The 16,928-nt window shown below is 67.2% G+C and carries 15 protein-coding genes; 7 read left to right on the forward strand and 8 right to left on the reverse strand.

Going from position 1 to position 16,928, the window contains the following annotated elements; all coding sequences use genetic code 11:
* Nucleotides 1–56: 56 nt before the first annotated feature.
* A complete protein-coding gene (locus WDJ58_RS21760) occupies nucleotides 57–674 on the reverse strand; it encodes a TetR/AcrR family transcriptional regulator (RefSeq protein WP_338915411.1) in 618 nt (205 codons plus the stop codon).
* A 200-nt stretch (nucleotides 675–874) separates the two neighbouring features.
* Here WDJ58_RS21760 and WDJ58_RS21765 point away from each other — a divergent pair, with 200 nt between their 5' ends.
* Entirely contained in the window at nucleotides 875–2,236 is a 1,362-nt protein-coding gene (locus tag WDJ58_RS21765; RefSeq protein ID WP_338915412.1) for an amidohydrolase family protein, read from the forward strand.
* A 75-nt stretch (nucleotides 2,237–2,311) separates the two neighbouring features.
* Nucleotides 2,312–3,199, forward strand: a complete 888-nt coding sequence (locus WDJ58_RS21770) for a fumarylacetoacetate hydrolase family protein (RefSeq protein WP_380661464.1) — start codon at nucleotides 2,312–2,314, stop codon at nucleotides 3,197–3,199.
* Nucleotides 3,200–3,328: 129 nt separating this feature from the next.
* On the opposite strand, the gene WDJ58_RS21775 is transcribed toward WDJ58_RS21770, so the two are convergent.
* Both WDJ58_RS21775 and WDJ58_RS21780 read right to left on the reverse strand, forming a co-directional pair.
* The gene (locus tag WDJ58_RS21775) at nucleotides 3,329–4,498 is read right to left on the reverse strand and encodes a GAF domain-containing sensor histidine kinase (protein WP_338915414.1); all 1,170 of its coding nucleotides are present in this window, start codon (nucleotides 4,496–4,498) and stop codon (nucleotides 3,329–3,331) included.
* A 231-nt stretch (nucleotides 4,499–4,729) separates the two neighbouring features.
* Nucleotides 4,730–5,752 (reverse strand): TatD family hydrolase, encoded by a 1,023-nt coding sequence (locus WDJ58_RS21780; protein ID WP_338915415.1) that lies wholly within the window; start codon nucleotides 5,750–5,752, stop codon nucleotides 4,730–4,732.
* Nucleotides 5,753–5,879: 127 nt separating this feature from the next.
* On the opposite strand from WDJ58_RS21780, the gene WDJ58_RS21785 reads away from it, so the two are divergent.
* From WDJ58_RS21785 to WDJ58_RS21795, 3 genes are all read left to right on the forward strand, one after another.
* Nucleotides 5,880–6,926: a WD40/YVTN/BNR-like repeat-containing protein gene (locus tag WDJ58_RS21785; RefSeq protein WP_338915416.1), complete on the forward strand. Its 1,047-nt coding sequence runs from the start codon at nucleotides 5,880–5,882 to the stop codon at nucleotides 6,924–6,926.
* A gap of 5 nt (nucleotides 6,927–6,931) precedes the next feature.
* Nucleotides 6,932–7,309: a DoxX family protein gene (locus WDJ58_RS21790; protein ID WP_338915417.1), complete on the forward strand. Its 378-nt coding sequence runs from the start codon at nucleotides 6,932–6,934 to the stop codon at nucleotides 7,307–7,309.
* Between the two features lie 141 nt (nucleotides 7,310–7,450).
* Nucleotides 7,451–8,785: an aminomethyl transferase family protein gene (locus WDJ58_RS21795; protein ID WP_338915418.1), complete on the forward strand. Its 1,335-nt coding sequence runs from the start codon at nucleotides 7,451–7,453 to the stop codon at nucleotides 8,783–8,785.
* 63 nt (nucleotides 8,786–8,848) lie between these two features.
* Here the strand turns inward: WDJ58_RS21795 and WDJ58_RS21800 are convergent, their stop codons facing one another.
* The 5 genes from WDJ58_RS21800 to WDJ58_RS21820 all read right to left on the reverse strand — a co-directional run bounded on the left by WDJ58_RS21800 (nucleotide 8,849) and on the right by WDJ58_RS21820 (nucleotide 13,693).
* A complete protein-coding gene (locus WDJ58_RS21800) occupies nucleotides 8,849–10,000 on the reverse strand; it encodes a mandelate racemase/muconate lactonizing enzyme family protein (RefSeq protein WP_338915419.1) in 1,152 nt (383 codons plus the stop codon).
* A gap of 252 nt (nucleotides 10,001–10,252) precedes the next feature.
* Nucleotides 10,253–11,611 carry a serine hydrolase domain-containing protein gene (locus tag WDJ58_RS21805; RefSeq protein ID WP_338915420.1) on the reverse strand — a complete coding sequence of 453 codons (1,359 nt, stop codon included), beginning with the start codon at nucleotides 11,609–11,611 and terminating at the stop codon, nucleotides 10,253–10,255.
* 204 nt (nucleotides 11,612–11,815) lie between these two features.
* The gene (locus WDJ58_RS21810; protein WP_338915421.1) at nucleotides 11,816–13,006 is read right to left on the reverse strand and encodes an MFS transporter; all 1,191 of its coding nucleotides are present in this window, start codon (nucleotides 13,004–13,006) and stop codon (nucleotides 11,816–11,818) included.
* 37 nt (nucleotides 13,007–13,043) lie between these two features.
* Nucleotides 13,044–13,304 carry a hypothetical protein gene (locus WDJ58_RS26445; protein ID WP_380661468.1) on the reverse strand — a complete coding sequence of 87 codons (261 nt, stop codon included), beginning with the start codon at nucleotides 13,302–13,304 and terminating at the stop codon, nucleotides 13,044–13,046.
* Nucleotides 13,305–13,315: 11 nt separating this feature from the next.
* Nucleotides 13,316–13,693 carry a hypothetical protein gene (locus WDJ58_RS21820; RefSeq protein ID WP_338915422.1) on the reverse strand — a complete coding sequence of 126 codons (378 nt, stop codon included), beginning with the start codon at nucleotides 13,691–13,693 and terminating at the stop codon, nucleotides 13,316–13,318.
* Nucleotides 13,694–13,968: 275 nt separating this feature from the next.
* On the opposite strand from WDJ58_RS21820, the gene WDJ58_RS21825 reads away from it, so the two are divergent.
* The gene (locus WDJ58_RS21825; protein ID WP_338915423.1) at nucleotides 13,969–14,124 is read left to right on the forward strand and encodes a hypothetical protein; all 156 of its coding nucleotides are present in this window, start codon (nucleotides 13,969–13,971) and stop codon (nucleotides 14,122–14,124) included.
* Nucleotides 14,125–14,493: 369 nt separating this feature from the next.
* On the forward strand, nucleotides 14,494–16,233 hold the full coding sequence (locus WDJ58_RS21830; RefSeq protein WP_338915424.1) for a hypothetical protein: 1,740 nt from the start codon (nucleotides 14,494–14,496) through the stop codon (nucleotides 16,231–16,233).
* The last annotated feature ends 695 nt before the right edge of the window (nucleotides 16,234–16,928 follow it).

Consider the following 16,928-nt stretch of genomic DNA (forward strand, 5'->3'; position numbering starts at 1 on the left):
TTGTTCGGGGGCGTCTCGCCCCCGGGCTCGTTCGTCGGGAGCCGACGGGTGGCGGACTACTCGGCGTCGACGTGGAGGGAGTCGAGGACGAACTCGTCGATGGATCGGCGGGCCTGCTCGGGCGCGTCGTCCTGACCCAGCGAGAGCTTCCGGCCACGGGCCGCGTGGATGATGTCGGTGATGAGCTGACCCATCCGCGCGGCGTCCACCTCCCGGAAGACACCCCTCTCGATGCCGTCCTCGACGACCTCGGTGATGCTCCCGCGGATCCGCTCGTAGTGCTCGTTGAAGATCGCCCGGTGTTCCGCGTCGTTCTGGGCGTGGGTGAACAGCTCGTGGTACACCTTCATCCGGTCCCAGTGGCCGAAGTCGTCGAACTCCGGCCCGAGCAGGCACTGGTCGATCCGCGCGTCGAGCTCCTCGCGAGGCGGGGCGCCCTCGTCCACCTCGACGCTCCCCTCGTACTGGTCGATGATGTACTCCAGGAAGTGGGACATGAGGTCGTGTTTCCCGTCGTAGTGGTAGTGGATGACCTGGCGGGTCATCTCCATCTCCTCGCCGATGTCGCGCATCCGGAGACCGGTGTAGCCGTGTTTGCTGAGAGCTCGGAAGGTCGCCTCCATGATGGCCTCGCGGGTGTCGTTCTCCACCGACCCCTGCCCGGGCTTACTCATACACCGGGTAGTCCGCAGGCGGATATATATCGCTTGTTCCACCGGGTTCTCCACATATTTACCGACCGGTAAGCAACCTCCGTACACTCCCCCCACACCGCGGATGTTACTGCGACTCTTTTCGCCACTCACCCGCCTCTCGCGCCTGATTTACCGCACGGTAAATTATTTGGTGTCGCGGGCCGGAACGTCGAGCGGGCATGCCAGAGAAACTCATTCGGAACGGGACGGTGGTCTCGCTCGACCCCGAGATCGGGGCGCTGGAGGGTGCCGACGTCCTGATCGACGACGGGGAGATCGTCGAGATCGGATCCGGGTTGACGACGTCGGAGTCCGACGCGGAGGTCATCGACGCCACCGATCACATCGTGCTGCCGGGGTTCGTCGACTCCCACATCCACCTCGCACAGACCCAGGTCAGGGGTATCGCCGGGGACTGGTCGCTCATGGGCGAGTACTTCGAGCACATGCTCGGCAACATCACCGGGCTCTACCGGCCCGAAGACACGTACCTCGGCGGCCTCTTCGGTGCCTTCGAGAAGCTCTACACGGGAACGACCACGGCCCTGGACTGGTCGTATCCCAACACGCTCGAACACGGCGAGCGGGCCGTCGACGCGCTTCGGGATGCCGGACTGCGCGCGGTGTACACCTACGGCCCCCCGGGCGACGACGCGGCGAAGTGGTGGTACGAGAGCGACGTCGGCCTCCCCGAGGGGAACATCCGCGAGCTCTACGACGGGAGGATCCACGACGACGACCTGCTCAGCCTGGCGCTCGGGCTCCGGGGGCCGGACTTCTGCGTCGACGAGACCGCCCGTGGTGACCTGGAGCTGGCGCGAGAGCTCGACGCGCTCGCCACCATCCACATGGGCGCGGCACAGTGGACTTCCTCGGAGTACAACCCCGACTACCAGGGGTTCGGCGTCATGTCCGACATGCTCGGGCCGGACGTGAACGTCGCCCACGCGAACCACTTCACGCAGGAGGACATCCAGCACGCCGTCGACGCGGGCGTCTCGTTCTCGTCGACGCCCGAGGTGGAGATGCAGATGGGCCACGGCATCCCCGTGACCGGGAAGGTGGTGGAGGCGGGCGGACGCCCGGCCTGGGGCGTCGACGTCTGCTCGAACATCAGCGGCGACATGGGGAGCCAGATGCGGATCGGGCTCCAGGTCCACCGGATGCTCGAGAACCAGAAGCTGCTGGAGCAGGGCGAGGAGGTCACGGAGGTGGGACTCACCGCCCGCGACACCCTCGAGATGGCGACCATCGAGGGGGCGAAGGCGCTCGGGCTAGAGGACGAGATCGGGACGCTCACCCCCGGCAAGCGCGCCGACGTGATCCTGCTCGACGCGAGCGACTTCCTGACCGCGCCGAGCCACTCGCCGATCCAGACCGCCGTGTTCGAGGCGAACCCCCACCACATCGACACCGTCATTGTCGACGGCGAGGTGGTCAAGCGCGACGGCGAACTGCTGAACCCGAAGGTCGGGGAGGAGTTCGACCGGTTCGTCGAGTCGGGTCGGCGGCTCGTCGAGGAGGCCGGCCTCGACCTGTAGGTCGGAGCGATCCGCCGGACGATCGGTGTCCGGTCGTAGCGAGCGAACGACGACGGGCGGAAACGGTAGATCACGATGCGAATAGGACAATACAGCGTGGACGGCACGGAGGCACCGTGGGTAGGCGTACGGCTCGACGAGGGGAGGGTCGTGAACCTCCCGGAGGCGGGGGTGCAGGCCGGTGTCGGCATCCCGAACACGACCACCGAACTGCTCGCCAGCTGGGAGTGGCAGGAGAAGGCGGAACTGGCCGTCGAGTACGCAGAGGAGACGGGAACGGGACTGTACGACACGGGCGAGGTCGAACGGCACGCGCCGGTCACGGCCCCCGAGAAGGTCGTCTGCGTGGGGCTGAACTACGTCGACCACGCCGAGGAGGGCGGCAACCCGATCCCCGAGACGCCGGTGCTGTTCTCGAAGTTCCCGACGACGATCACGGGTCCCGAGAGCACCGTCTCGTGGGACCCCGACCTCACCGAGAAGGTCGACTACGAGGCCGAACTGGTGGTCGTGATCGGCGAGGAGGCCCGGCGCGTCGACCAGGACGAGGCGTTCGACCACGTCGCGGGCTACCTCGTCGGCAACGACGTCTCGGCCCGGGACCTCCAGCACGGGGACGGTCAGTGGGTCAGGGGCAAGAGCCTCGACTCGTTCGCCCCCATCGGGCCGGAGCTGGTTACCGCGGACGAGGCCCCCGACCCGCACGACCGGGACATCTGGGCGGAGGTCAACGGCGAGCGGGTCCAGGACTCCTCGACCTCGAACTTCATCTTCGGGGTCGACGAGATCGTCTCCTTCTGCAGTAAGGCGTTTACCCTGAAGCCGGGCGACCTGATCTTCACTGGCACGCCGCCCGGCGTCGGCGTCTACCGCGAGCCGCCCGTCCTCCTCGGCGACGGTGACGAGGTCACCATCGGCATCGAGGGGCTGGGCGAACTGACGAACACCTGTGCGTTCGACTGACCGGGGACGTGTAGATCACCCCGTCTTCGAGCGGGGAAGACCGCCTGTATATGTCGAAACCGGCACGCGAGGAACGGGGCGGCCATTCGGCAGGGGAGTACTGGGAGAGAGGGGGATACCGTAGCGAGCTCACTCGGCGACGATGTCGACGCCGGTGATCTCGAAGCGTGCTCCACCGGACTCGCTCTCGGTGACGTCGACGTTCCAGTCGTGGGCGTCGACGACCTGTCGAACGATCACGAGGCCGAAGCCGGTCCCGTCCTCACTGGTCGAATAGCCGTCCTCGAAGACTCGGCTCCGCTCCTCCGCCGGAATACCCGGTCCGTCGTCCTCGACGTAGATCCCGGGGTCGTCCTCGAGCGTCCCGACGCGCACGGTAACGTCCTCACCCCCGTGTTCGATCGCGTTCCGGAACAGGTTCTCGAACAGCTGCTGGAGTCGGCTTCCGTCGGCCCGAACCGTGGGATCCATCCTGATCTCGAGTGTGGCTCCCTCGGTGGCGACGAACGACCAGCACTCCTCGATCACCTCCGAGAGGGGGACCGGTCCCGTGTCGGAGATCTCCTGTCCCTCCCGGGCGAGCACCAGGAGATCGTCGATCAGCGCCTCCATCCGATCCAGCGCGTTCAGACTCCGGTCGAAATCCTCGGGATCACCGGTCTCCTCGGCCATCTCGAGGAAGCCCCGGGCGACGTTGAGCGGGTTCCGCAGGTCGTGCGAGACCACACCGGCGAACTCCTCGAGTCGATCGCGCTGTTCCCGGATCCGTTCGGTTGCCCGTTTCTGGAACAGTTCGTAACTCACCCACTCGGCCATCAGTTCGACGAACGTCTCCTCCGTCTCGGAGAAGGGGCGCTCGCGTGGCTCGGAATCGGCAAAGCAGAACGTTCCGTAGAGATCGCCGTCCACGACGACTTTCGCGCCGATGTACGACTCCAGCCCGAACGTCTCGTACGCCGTATCGTCCTCCCACCCCTCGATGGCGGCGTGCTGGACGGTGAGGGTGTCCTCCTGCTGGATGGTTTTCCGACAGTAGGCCTTCGAGAGCGGACAGGACTCACCGGCCTGGAGGAGATGGTGATCGCCGTCCGCTTCGACGATACGCTGTGTGCCGTCGGAGATCTCGGTGAGAAACCCGGCCTCGACGTCGAGATAGGCCCGTCCGAGCCGGAGCAGGTCGCCGAGCTTCTCCTCGAAGGGTCGCTCGTGATCGGCGGTGATACGGTACATCCGTCGCAGGACATCCACCTCGGACAGCCCGACCTCACCGCTCGTGTGATCTGTTTCCCGAGATGGCATACACGATGTAGGCCGGGCGTTCTGATAAGGCTTCGTAGCGAATAGGACACCACAGCGACACTGTCTCGCGATTTCGATGAGAGGATCCCCTCCCGTCGAAGTGGCCTGTACAGGGATCCAGAGGAGTAGCGAACGCGAACGATCCCCACGCGGTGTACGTGCTCCGTATCCCGAACGGGGTCCCGACGCTCACAGCACGGTGCGCGTTCGAACAGGCGTCTCGTCTCGATCTCAGTAAGAGGATCTCGTGTCTCGCCCGTCGAACCCGTACACCTCGCGGGGGTTCTCCCAGACAACCTTTCGGATGGCGTCGGGCTCGATGCCGTAGCGGTAGAGTTCGAAGACGGCCCGCTTGACCGCGTAGGGGTCAGTGCGGAGGACGTTCGCACAGTCCGTGTCGATCATGACCCGCTCGGGCCCGTACTCGTCGATGACGTCGGCGACGTCCGCGGCGTCGACCCCGATCAGCCACGAGTGACCGATCGTGTAGCTCAGGTAGCAGCCCGTCTCCCTCATCAGATACTCCGTGTTGTTCCCGTCGGCGTGGGAGGCGACGATCCGGCGCTCGTCGAGCCCGGCGTCGCGGGCCGTCTCGATATCGAGTTTTACCGCCTCCAGTTCGGGGTTCTCCCCGGTGAGGACGGGCTCCGTGTCGAGCGCCGTGTTCTTCTCGTAGCCGGGGGTCCCCAGTTCGGGGCGGTAGCTCCGGCCCTCGTCAGCCGACGTGTTCGGCGTGTGCAGGAGGACCGGCAGGTCGTGGGCGTCCGCGAGTTCCATCTGCGCCCGGACGATCGCTCGCTGTTCGTCCAGACCCCACGCCTCGACGTGCTGGGACGGGGTGACGCCGGTCTCGCCGACCGCGACCACCTCGTCCAGTTCGCAGTAGGCGTCCATCGACGCCAGGAGTTCGTCGGGATCCTCGATTCGGACGCCCGTGTGGACGCCGAGGCCGAGTCGGGCGCGGAAGAAGTGATCGCGCTCGATGGCCGCCCGCCGGTTGATCACGTCGTCCCAGAGGTACCGGACGTCCTCGGCCCGGACCGGTTTGTACGGCGTCCAGTGGTACCCCGAGGCGACCATGACCATCCACTCACAGCCGGCGAGGGCGTACCGCTCCCGGTCGTTCCAGGAGAGGGTGTGGGCGTGGTTGTGGCCGTCGATCCACGGGAGGTTGAGCAGCTCCGTCGGGAGCGGCGGTTCCTCGTCCAGATACGCCGCGTCGGTCGGCCGTTTCGTGGGTGGTGTCGGGGGCATGATTCGGGGAGGTGTGGCACCCGTTCCGGAGGGCCGTCGGGATCTCTGCTCCGACTTTCGAGCGACCGCCACTTAGCGTTTTACAGTTTGGTAAACGTTTATTGTGTGCCACGGTGTCCCGCGGCACATGGCGCTACTGATCGGGACGGACACCGGCCTGTACCGGGTGAGCGGTCTCCCGTTCGAGGAGGGGGACGCCGAGCGGGTCCTGGACTGCGGGATGGTGACGGCCGTCGAGACGTTCGAGGGCCACGACGGGGTCTTCGTCGCGTCCACGGATGGAGCGTTCCGTTCGACCGACGAGGGACACACGTGGGAGGACCTGGGTGTCCCCCTCGGCGACCGCTTCTGGCACGCCGGGGAGAGCGAGGTGTGGTCGATCCTCGGGACCGCCGACGGCGTGCTGTACGCGGGGACGAACGACCCCTACGTCTACCGGTCGGTCGACGACGGGGAGACGTGGGCCGAGATGAAGGGGTTCCGCGACCTCCCCTCGCGGGGCCACTGGGAGTCGCCCATCGACCCGCACTACGCGCGTCTGCGGGCGCTGGAGCAGGTCCCCGGTCGCCCGGAGCGGCTGATCGTGGGCGTGGAGGCCGGCGGCATCCACCTCAGCGAGGACGGCGGGCGGACGTGGCTCGACCGACGGGACACCATCGTCGACGACATCCACCAGGTCCTCCCGATCTCCGCGGACGTCTGGCTCGCGACGACGGGCTACCTCGATCACGACCTGGAGAACCTCGGTCTCGGCCACGCGGTGGGCGAGGGCGGGCTCTATCGGACCACGGACGCCGGTGACTCGTGGACCCGCATCGACCGGGGGAACGAGTTCTCGTACGTCCGGCGCGTGTTCGTCCACGACGGCACCGTGTTCTTCTGCGGGGGTCAGGAGGCCCCGCCGGCGTGGGTGAACGACGAGCACGAGTCGGCGCTGTTCGAGTCGACCAACTTCGGGCGGGACTGGGAGCGCGTGTCGTATCCGGGCGAGCCACACGAGGTCATCGAGACGTGGACCCTCCACGACGGCGACATCGTCTGCGGATCGGGGCTGTTCGACGTGCCCGACGCGCGCGAGGACGTCGAGGGGCGGATCATGCGCCGGGACCCCGACGGCACCTACGACACCGTCGGTCGTCTGGAGTCGAACGTCAGCCGCATGGAGGCGATCTGACCGCCATGTCGAACGACGCTCCATCGAGGCTCGGGCGACTCCTGTTCGGCGGCGTCCTCGCCTACATGGCGCTCGACGGGTTCAGGAACAACGAGAAGCGGGTCGAGATCGCCGAGGGGAGCGGTGTGCCCGTCCCCGAGGTCCTCGTCCCGTTCGTCACGGGGATGCTCCTCGTGGCGAACCTGGGGATCGTCCTCTGGAAGTACCCGCGGGCCTCCGCCGGTGCTCTCGTCGTGTTCTTCCTCGGGACGACGCCGTTCATCCACAACTTCTGGACGATGGAGGGGAAGGAGCGGCAGGAGAACAAGATCAACTTCCTGAAAAACTGCGCGCTGCTCGGCTGTAGCGTGATACTGCTGGACGCGGCGGACCGCGAGGACTGATACGGACGGTCGTATCGACGACCCGGGGAGCGGCCGGGAGGGGAACACGAGCGTCCGCCAAATCACCGAAATATAGACGTAGAGTCCCTCATACCCCCGTTTAGGAACAGGCTTAATACGAGCCAGTCCTGTCGGGACGCCATGGAATCGGACCCGGATTCGGAGTTCGGAGGGGAGGACGTCGTGACGGCGATGCGCCGGGTGAACCGGCGGGAGGACTTCAGCGCCCGCCGTCCCAGCCAGTACACGAACTGGATCGACGAACAGCTCTCGTGGAAGGAGACCTGCTACGTGGGGAGCTGGTCGACGTTCGCCAACCTCAAGCTCGAGGGGCCGGACGCGATCGACCTCCTGGCCGACCTGAGCATCAACTCGTTCGCGGACTACCCCGTCGGCGGGGGCAAACACCTCGTCCAGTGTGACGAGGACGCGAACGTCGTCGCCGAGGGAGTCCTGGTCCGCGAGGGCGAGGAGGAGTTCGTCGTCCACGGCGTGCCCTGTTACTGGACCGCCTACAACCTCGCTATCGGCGACTACGACGCGACCTGCGAGTTCCGCGATACGTTCAACTACGGTATCCAGGGCCCGAACTCGCTGCACGTGCTCGACGCGCTCGCGGACCACTCGCTCCGCGACGTCGGGTTCATGCGCTCGGGGCCGATCGAGATCGCCGGCGTCGACGTGACGGCCGTCAGGTTCGGAATGTCCGGGGAAGTCGGGTTCGAGCTCCACGGCCCCGGCGAGCACGGCGAGGAAGTGTGGGACGCCATCCTGGAGGCCGGCGAGGAGTACGGTATCCGGCGGCTGAGTTCGGGGACCTCCTCGATCAACCAGCTCGAGGCCGGGATCCCCTCGCGGGTCCGGGACTTCGTCTCCGCTATCTTCGGCGAGGGGATGGCCGACTACCGGGCGTTCCTCCGCGAGCACCAGACGCGGGATCTCATCACACACGCCGTCGAGGGGAGCTTCGACGCCGACGACATCAGCGCCTGGTACCGGACGCCGGTCGAGCTGGGGTGGGACCGGTACACGAAGTTCGACCACGACTTCGTCGGCCGGGAGGCGCTCGAATCCGAGGCCGACGACCCACAGCGCGTGCTGGCCACGCTGGAGTGGAACGAGGAGGACGTGATCGACGTGTACGCGTCCCTGTTCCGGGAGGGGGAGACGTTCAAGTACATGGAGATGCCCCACCAGCAGAAGCGGGCGATGATCGCCGATAGAGTACTGAAAGACGGCGAGGACGTCGGCGTCGCGACGATGCGCGGGTACAGCTACTACTTCCGGGAGATGCTCTCGCTGTGTACGATCGACGTCGAGCACAGCGACGTCGGGACGGAGGTCACCGTCCTGTGGGGGGAGGGGAGGAACCCGGAGAGCCCGACGGTCGAGGATCACGTCCGGAAGGAGGTCCGGGCGACGGTCGCCAACACGCCGTACAAGGAGGACCGGCGGCGGGCGGACCTCAACCAGTAGCGGAACAGCGGCTACGGGGGCGGCCCACGCGACCCCGACTCGAGTCCTCCGTTCCGACGCGGCTCACCAGTCGGTCCAGGGCTCGACGGCGTACTCCGCGAGGGCGTCCCGGTCGAGCGTGATCCCGAGGCCCGGGCGATCGGGTATCGGCACCTCGCCGTCGACCAGTTCGAACGACTCCTCGACGAGCTCCCACCGGAGCGGGGAGTCCTCGACGCAGTACTCCAGCAGCGGCGCGTTCTCGTTCGCCGCGATCACGTGGAGGTTCGCGGCGATGATGACGTCGGTCGAGTATCCGTGCGGATAGATCGGGATCCCCGCGTTCTTCGCCAGGGTGGCGACCTTGTCCATCTGGGTGATCCCCCCGGCGATGGCGACGTCGGGCTGGACGCCGTCGGGATCGCCACGGTCGATGAACGAGTCGAACCCGTACTGTGTGTACTCCCGCTCGCCGCCGACGATCCGCGTTCGGGACGCGTCGCTGATCCGCGCGTAAGCGTCGAGATTGTCGGCGTAGACGGGCTCCTCGACCCAGTAGAGGTCGAAGGCCTCGTCGAGCGCCGTCGTCTCCTTGACCGCGCGCTTGACGTCGTTCCCCCAGGCCATCCCGATGTCGACCATCAGATCGACGTCCTCGCCGAGCGTCTCGCGGGCCGCACGCAGCAGCGCCCGATCCGTCTCGTGGTCCTCCGTGATCGCCCCCCAGCCGTACTTGATCGCCGTGAACCCCTTCTCCAGGGCGTCCTCGGCCTCCCGGCGCATGTGGTCGGTGTCCTCGGGGTCCTCGGGGAACAGCGTGCTCGCGTAGGCCCGGACCGAGTCGTGGTGCTTGCCGCCGAGCAGCCGGTGGACGGGCTGGCCGGTCGCCTTGCCCTTGATGTCCCACAGCGCCGTGTCGACTCCGCTGATAGCGGCGATCGCGGCACCGCGACGGCCGTAGGCGTAGGTCCGGTCGTACAGCTCGTTCCAGATCGCCTCGACGTCGAACGGGTCACGGCCGACGAGGACGCGCCGGAGGCCGCTCGCGTTCGAACTCGACATGCCCGCCTCGACGATCGCCTTCGCGACGACCGGCGGCGCGCCGGCGATCTCGCCGACGCCGATGAGCCCCTCGTCGGTCTCGACCTCGACGATCGCGGCGTCCTGGGAGCCGTCGGCGACGTCCTCGATCTCGGGGAGCGATACGACGTGTACGGTGACGTCCGTGATCTCCATGCCTCCCGATGCGGCACCGGCGGCTTAGTTCCGACCCTCCGAGAGTAGAGAGACGGTCCCTCGCCGACGGGTCACCGGACCCTGCTGACGCCGGGACGCACGGTCTGCCAACCGACTCGGACCCCGCGTGAGTGTGTCGTGCGGACGGCGTGACCTCGGAACCACGGCGGCGGATCTCCCGTGAGTCGCCCGGCGGATCGGGCGGGCGTACCGCGCGTACACTCGGGGAGCGGGTTCACCCCGTGGCGCGTCTCAGGCGTCCACACAGTCGAGTATCTCCCGAATCAGCGTGTTGAACTCCTCGAAGTGGACGGTGGGGGTGTGACCCAGCCGGACGATAACCGTGTCCATCGAGGGGACGATCATCGTCAGCTGTCCCCTGTACCCCCGTGCGCTGTAGGCGTCCTCGGGGACCTCCGGGAGCTCGTGGTCCCGGTTCAGCCAGAACTGCCCGCCGTACCCACCCTCCGAATCCGCCGGGGCGGGGGTCGTGACGAAGTCGATCCAGTCCTCGGGGAGGATCCGCTCGCCGAGCCACTCGCCCTCCCACAGGTGGAGGAGTCCGAACCGGGCCCAGTCGCGGGCCGTTCCGTAGTTGAACCCGGACATGACGAAGTTCCCGTTGCGGTCGGGTTCGTGGACCATGTCCCGGACGCCGATCCGGTCGTAGAGGGCGCGCTGTGGGAACTCGAGGTACGAGCGCCCGGTCGACTCGACCGTCTCGCGGATGATCCGTCCGAGGCTCAGCGGATCGCAGTTCCGGTATCGCCAGACAGTGTTCGGCTCGTGTTCGAGCGGCCGGCTCGAAGCGAAGTCGAACACGTCGATCGAGTCGAAGTACGGTCGGTGGTGGTGGTCCTCCGGCATGAAGTGGGGGACCTCGGCCTCGTCCCTGGAACGTCGGAACTCCAGCCCGCTACTCATACGGAGGAGGTCGGCGATCCTGATCTCGCGGCGGTCGTCGCCCTCCCACTCCTCGATCGGCGCGGGATCGTCGACGTCGAACTGCCCCTCCTCGACGAGGACGCCGATCAGCGCCGAAGTGACGCTCTTGCCCATCGACCAGCTCACGTGTCGGGTCCGCTCGTTGAACCCGGAGGCGTATCGCTCACCGACGACCTTCCCGTCCCTGAGGACGACGAGGGCGCGGGTCCCCGGCGGCATCGCGTGCGAGGGTGGGTCGCTCGTGGCCCGGTCGAGGACGGTCGAGAGCCGATCCGTGTCGACCGAGTCGGGGTCGTGGGCCACGGCACCGACGTCGCCCATCGGCCACTCCTGCTCGTGTGGCTCCTCCAGGTCCGGGGAGACGGCGGTCGGCTCGAACGAGACCCCGGAACCGTCCTCGGGGAGGAGCGTACACCCCTGCGATGGGTGGTAGACGGCCGTTCGCTCGTTCCCCCGGTCGTCGGCAAGGGTGACGGTCCGATCGTCGAAGTCGACGTCCACGGAGGTCGCGTCCCAGTCGTGGTAGTGATCGATCGTTCGCAGGTCGTGCTGGACGAACCCGTAGGGATTTCGGCCGACCACGAACACGCCCGAGCAGAGCTGTTTCGTGTGCTCCGCGAGGCTGTTTGCGGCCTGAACGGATCGATCACCGGAACCGATGGGCATGCGTGTTGGCCCCACTACACGCACCTAAGTATTCTGCTCGATCTGTCGGCTCGACGTAGCCCCGACGCGACGGGTTACCAGGGGACGGGACGGCCAGTGTTCCGTCGAGAGAGCCCACCGGAGAACGGTCCACTGGTCTGGGGCCGGACCGCCCGAGACACGACGCAGGAGACGGTCCCCGGTGTGGTGGTGGCGAACGAGACGCTACCCGTCGGAGGCGAGCCAGCCCACGATGCCGGCGGTCGAGAGAAAGCAGACGAACAGCATCGCGTACGCGACGTCGTAGGAGGTCTGCTCGGCGACGAACCCGGCGACCGCCGAGCCCAGACTCTCGGTCGCGATGAAGACGGTGGTGATCGCCCCCCAGTCCCCCCCTCGGCTATCGTCGGGGAGGGTCCCCATGCCGTGGGCGGTCACGACCGGCCAGAACGCGGCCAGTCCGGCTCCGAACACGAGGAGCCCGCCCCCGACGAGCACCGTGTTCGACGCCAGGAGGAGCGCCCCGATGCCGATCGAGCAGGCGACGGTCGCGATCGCGGCCGATCTGAGGTGGCCGATCCGATCGCCCAGCAGTCCAGCGAGGGGCTGGGTCGCCGCACCGACGAGGAAGACACCCGAGAAGGCGATGCTCGCCGTCGACGCGGGCAACCCCTTGCTGACCTGGAGGTACGTCGGCAGGAAGGTAGTCGCCCCGTTCCAGGCGAACCCGTAGACCGAGAGGGCGACGACGAGCCACCTGAGTTCGTCGACGGCGGTCAGGCGGCGGCCGGTATCGCGGATTCCGAGCGGGACCCGTCGGAGCTCGTACGGCTGACGGTTCCAGACGTGCACGAGTCCGGTGATCGTGAGGAGACCGACCGCGATGGGGACGAACGCGGCCCGCCAGTCGGCGAGCGCGAGGATCACCACGGCGACCCCGCCGGCGAACGTGCCGCCCACGGTGAACGCGGCGTTGCGGATGCCGAGCGCCTGACCGCGTCGGTCGACGAAGAGGTTCGACAGCTGCGTTATGGCGGCCGGCTGGAACAGCCCCCGACCGATGCCCAGAACCGCGACGCCGATCAGGAGCACGGCGTACGTGAACGCGGTCGAGAGCACGACCAGCCCCACGATCGCGATGAACGATCCGGCGACGAGGATCGTCTTCTGGGAGAGGCGATCGGCCAGTCGGCCGCCCGGGTAGTTGTGAAGGGCCACGGCCAGCCACCAGACGGTCATCACCGCGCCGGCCTGTGACGGGGTGATACCGAGATCACCGGTGATGGTCGGCAGGAGCGGCGGGAGGATCAGTGCACCGATCGAGATGAGCAGTTCACCGCTCGTCAGCACGAGGAGGATGCGACCCGAGTAGCCACTGAAGAGGGCCTCGCTCCGGCCACCGGTTCGCCCGCTCACGACACCCCGAACCCGAGGGTCTCGCTTAGGTGCATCGCTATCGGTCCGAGTGGGCCGCGGTGAACGCCTTCGGGATCACCGCGACCAGCTCTTGGACGAGCCATCGGAGCGCGACCTGCGCCGGCGTCTTCCCGTACCGGTCGCCGATCGTCCGGAGCGGTTCGTCCTCGAGAACTCGGCCCCCGGCGAACGGGTTGTGGGCGGTCGGCGCGACCCCCCGACCACGGATCGGTTCGCGAACTCCCGATGGTCGAGAGTCCAGGAGGTGTCCGCGGGAGTCCCGCTCGGACGAACCCATCGGCTACCGGTTCAGAGCGACCACCGTTCCAGTATCCGCCGATCGGCCTCCGAGCGCTGCCAGATGAGCGTCACCCTGACCCCTTCGCCCGCGCGGACGGTACCGGAGTCGCCGTCGGTGAGCATCGCCGCCGTCCACTGCACGCGCCGGGGCTGTCCGTCGATAGCCACGGTGAGTCGATCGGTCCGGACCGGTTCGCCGCCGGCGTGCGAGACGCGGACGTGACTCTCGTTGACCCGCGTGAGCGTCCAGTCGGTCTCGGGCGGGCCGGTCGACTCCTGCGGGGCCGAGGTGACGCCGAGCCCGATGAGCGCGAGCGCGCCGACGATCGCGAGGACCAGCACGATCCCGAACAGGTCCAGCAGTCGATCCCCGTCGAGGCCGATCATGGCGGCTCGGTCCGGATCCCATCCCTGACGAGCGACCGATCGGTCGTTCCGAAGCTCCCGCGGCCGGTCGCGTTCGACCGACCGTACGGGGAGGACCGTGCGCTGCTCTTCGAGGGGGCGCTCCGTTCGGCCCGGGGCGCTGGCGAGGCCATACGGCACGATATTGAACGCCGGCCCGTCTTGAAACGCGGGGGCGAGGCCGATCCCGGAAAGGGTCGTCGTACCGGGGAGCCCCGATCTCGCTGACGCTCGCAGCGCGGGCGGACCTGCTCGACGTGCTGCCGTTCCTCGGCCGCGCGGGTGTGGAGCGGTGCTACCGGGACCACCTGGCCAGGGCGGAGAATCAGTTCGAACTGTACACGCTCCTCTCGTTCCTCTACGTGCCGGTCGTCGAACGGATGTCGGCGAACGATCGAACGTCGCTGGCGTGAACGGTGGGAGCGCCACTCGTGATCGAGGATCACGACTCCCCTGATCGCCTCTTCGAGGTGGCCGTCGAAGGAGGCTGATGCCCAGCCCGAAGAGTCCGTCCCGAGTGTGTGCACTAATCGTGTCGACGTTGGCATCGATAGCGGCAGGCGGCGAACGCTCGAATAAGACACTAATATATGGGTTTTGAGCTTCGAAAAGACATTCGAGAGACACGGCCCCCGGTGTTTCACCAGCCTTCGGGGTGACGTCCCCGGCCACTACTTCTGTGTGGCAGAATATATAATATCAGAATTCAGTAACCAAAATATTAAGTCACCGGTCCCGCCAAGAGACGTGTGTTGACAGTTCGATAGATCGATGTAAAATCCATGGTACGTGAAACAAACACGCCACGAGCACAGATCTCGATCACCGTGGTCGTCGCGGGGCTACTCGCGCTCTCGGTCGTCGCCGGCACCGTCGTGCTGGCAGCCGGGGGGACGACGGTCAGTATCACACCGGGCGAAGAGAGCGTCGAGGTCGGCGGGACCACGACGTTCACCGTCGTCGTCGACAACGCCGACGGCGGCGTCGGTGCCGCCGAGATCGGCATCGCCGTCGACGATCCGTCCGTCGCCACGATCACCGGGGTAGAGGTCCTCGGTGCTGGAAACGCGGACGTGACCGTCGCCGAGGACAACGGCTCGGCCGACGTCTTTTACGCCTTCCGGGATACCGCCGACACCGGCACCGTCCCGATCATCGAGGTGACCGTCGAGGGGCAGGCCGACGGCGCGACGGGGCTCTCGCTCGAGCCCGCCGGATCCAACGGCGAGGTGCTCCTGTTCGACGAGGGCGGGACCGGCTACGACGTGACCGGCTCGAACGGCGCGAGCCTCACAGTCGGTGCCGGCGCGTCGACGCCGACCGCGACACCGACTGCAACGCCGACCGCGACACCGACTGCAACGCCGACCGCGACACCGACTGCAACGCCGACTGCAACGCCGACCGCGACACCGACTGCAACGCCGACTGCAACGCCGACCGCGACACCGACTGCAACGCCGACCGCGACACCCGAGCCGGAGACGGAGCCGGAGACGACGCTGCGGCTCGATCCGAGTAGTGCGAACGTACAGCCGGATCAGACCACGACGTACGAGATCGTCGTGGACAGCGCCGACGGCGGCGTCGGTGCCGCCGAGATCGGCATCGCCGTCACGGACCCGGGTGTGGCTACCATCACTGACGCGACCGTGTTCGGAGCGGGAGGCGAGAACGTCGACATCGCCGAGGACGGCTCGCGGGTCGACATCGACTACGCCTTCCGTGACACCATGGATAGCGGGTCCTTCCCGATCATCGAGGTGACCGTCGAGGGGCAGTCGATCGGTGACACCAGTCTCTCGATCGAGCCCGCCGATGGCAACAACGAGATACTCCTGTTCGACGAGGGGGGGACCGGCTACGACGTGACCGGTACCGCCAGTGCCGCGCTCTCCGTCCAGTCGGGTGGCACGCCCACTCCGGAACCGGCCACGCCGACGCCCGAGCCGGCCACGCCGACGCCCGAGCCGGCCACGCCGACGCCCGAGCCGGCCACGCCGACGCCCACTCCGGAACCGGCCACGCCGACCCCGACACCCGAGCCGGAGGAGCCCGACTACTTCCAGATCGACCTCGTCGAGGGTGAACCGATCCAGCAGCTGGATCCCGAGGCGGGTGACACCTACCACAGGCAGGACCGGTTCATCATGGCTCTCACCATCTCCGAGGACGAGAGCCAGGGCGGTGGGGCCGGCTCGCCGATGACCCGGACCTACCAGGCCGACGGCTGTGAAGTGACCTACAGCTGGCTGAGCTTCGACAACACCACTGGGGAGTCCCAGGTCGCCGTCTCGGTCTCCGATGCGGGGGACTGTGAGGGGCTCACCCTCTCGTACGTCGGCTACGAGTTCCCCGACGGCACGACCAGCTGGGACGCCGAGCACGCCGACGAGCAGGAGCTCAAAGACTCGATGACGGTCAGCCTCCAGCCCGGCGAAGAAGAGGTCCTGACCGTCGACGTCACGCCCGACGAATCGACCGCCGCCTCGGTCAGTGCGCCGGTCGGAATCGGGCTCTGAGAACCGGTCGAACCACGGGATCCGACATCGACCGCGCGAACTGACGCTGATCGGAGCCCCGAGGTAGATCCGATCGCCGGATCCCCCGACTGCGTTCTCCTGCTTCTCGCCGGAGTGTTTCACGGATCCCGTCCCCGATAGCCGCAGCGACGGGACGATCTCCCCGTATCTCGCTCCCGCTTCGTCGACACCCGATGATCCGCGAGACCCTCCTCGCCCGGGAGGACGGTGAGACGCTACACTCGGCCCAGTTCTCCGTGTGATCGGGGGCGTCGGCTCGGAGCGGAGGGCCTGCGCATCCCGGGAGAAGCACTAAGTGATCACTCTAATACGATCTAGTACGAAATAAATGACATCAAAAGAAAATTTTAATCCCGTTGGGCGGAGACGGATTCTCCGTACCCTCGGGGGAGTGGGTGCTGGTGTTAGCCTCGTCAGCCAGGGAGTAGCGGGTGGGAGCGAAGAAACCGACGGTGGGGGCGTGGCGAACCGACGGGGAGAGCGGGAAGCTAATGGAAGTCGGGAGCTCGGGATACAGCAGCAGGCCGGATGGAACCAGTTCTTCGAGCACGGCCTAGAGAACCTGATCCCGGACATGGAGGCGAACGGCGGCGGATGCCTGGTCGTGTACGGCGCGCGCGGTGACGGGGAGAGCGTGAAGAAATTCGATTCGGAAGGTGGGACGAGATGGGAGA

The organism is Salinirubellus litoreus (assembly GCF_037335815.1).
Lineage (GTDB): Archaea > Halobacteriota > Halobacteria > Halobacteriales > Haloarculaceae > Salinirubellus > Salinirubellus litoreus.